At 69.7% G+C, this 1685-nt stretch carries 2 protein-coding genes; both read right to left on the reverse strand.

What is annotated here, in order from left to right; genetic code table 11:
* Positions 1 to 1198, reverse strand: a 1198-nt coding sequence (locus tag VHU88_05030) for an alkaline phosphatase family protein (protein ID HEX3611030.1), incomplete at its 3' end; no start/stop codon positions are given.
* Positions 1199 to 1354: 156 nt separating this feature from the next.
* On the reverse strand, positions 1355 to 1685 hold a 331-nt coding region (locus VHU88_05035; GenBank protein HEX3611031.1), incomplete at its 5' end, for a hypothetical protein.

The following is a 1685-nucleotide window of genomic DNA, read 5'->3' on the forward strand; positions in this document are numbered from 1 at the left end:
TGCCTGAAACCGGGACGGTGACGCCGGCGAGCACGTCGTCGGTGCGCGGCGTCGTCAGCGTGAGGACGTCGCCGACGCCGGGCGCGGCCGCGTCGCGGGCGGTCAGCGGCTGCAGCTTCCAGCGCTGCTCGACCGTCTTCAGTACGGACGTGTGGTCAAGCGGCGTCGATCCGGCCGGCACCCGGTAGACGGTCCCTGGCGCGATCAGCGGGGAGATCAGCAGCGTCGGCACCCGCACGCCGAAGCGGTCGAAGCCGAAGCCGAACTCGCCCGACGTGTTGTCCGGCGGGGTCGCGCCCCACGGGGGCGGCACGTGGTCGTAGCAGCCGCCGTGCTCGTCGTAGGTGAGCACGAACAGCGTCTGTTCCCAGCCGGGACCCGACCGCAGCGCCTCGTAGGTGTCGTGGATGAGCTGCTCCCCGAGGGCCACGTCGTAGTTCGGGTGCTGGCTGTTGCCCGTGGACGACCAGCTTGGCTCGAGAAACGTGAACGCGGGCAGCGTGCCGGCCGCCGCGGCGGCCTGGAAGTCCTTGAACAGGCCGAAGTGCGAAGGATCGGCGCTCGTGATGTCGGGGAAATCCGCCTTGGTCAGCGGCTGCGCGTTGTAGCCGAAGACCCTCCAGCTCAGCCCCGCTTCGGTAAGCGTGCCGAAGATGGACGGGCAAGTGTACGTTTTCGTGGTGTCGTCCATGTGGCCCTGGCTGGTGCCCGCCAGTGCGAAAGCGCGGTTGGGCAGCGTCTCGGTCGGCGCGGAGGCGAACCAGTGGTCACAGACGGCGTAGCCCTCGGCGAGCGCCGACAGCACCGGCAGCGCCTGGGGGGTGAAGCAGCCCATGATCCAGTCGGCCGTGGTGCCCGCGACGATCGACCACTTGTCGGTGGTCTCCCAGCCGATCGTGTACGCGAAGTCCTTGACGAAACCCTGCATGGTCGCCGTGGTGCCGGACGCGGGCGCGGTGTCCGAGCCCCACAGCTGGTCGTTGGTCGCCTTGTAGCCTTCGCCGGGGTCGGCCCCAGGCATGAAGTAGGCGTTCGGTGTGGACGGCGTGATCTGGTATACGTTCACCGGGTTGCCGCTGGCGTCAGGGTTGGACTCGTTCCCCGTGAGCCCCTCGAACGGCTGGCCCGACGGCGACACGTTGCCCGCGTCCGCGTACAGGTAGCCGAGCATGTGATCGAACGAGCGGTTCTCCAGCATGAGAACCACGATGTGGTTGATCGCGGCAAGGCCGGTGCCGGCCCCGGTGGACGTCGTCATCAGCGCACCCTTCCCCGGTCAGGCGGCGGGCTCCGGTCAGGTGCGGGCCCGTCGGGCCGACGTTCCCGCGCCGGCCCGACGACAACGTTATCGGCGTTAGTTGCTGCGCGAGGCGGCTTTGTGCGCGGCGGTCCTCGCCGCCTTGGCGACCTGCTTGTCCGGGTGGTATTCGCCCAGGTGGTTGAGTACCTCCACGGTGTCAGGGTGCGCACCGCGGGCCATGCCCTCGAACAGCAGCTGCTCGCGGCCGGCGGGGACCGCCTCGCCGAAGCTGACCGCGAGGTACTCCGGGTCGGGGAACTCCTCGTCAATGGCCAGGGTCAGCAGGTCGGTGGCGACCCAGGCGAGGTCATCCGGCGTCATCTCGAGCTCCGCGGGAAGGTCGACGGCGCCGCTGGCATCCGGGTCGACGCCGGCGAGCTGCGCG

The organism is Sporichthyaceae bacterium, from assembly GCA_036269075.1.
Taxonomy (GTDB): Bacteria; Actinomycetota; Actinomycetes; order Sporichthyales; family Sporichthyaceae; genus DASQPJ01.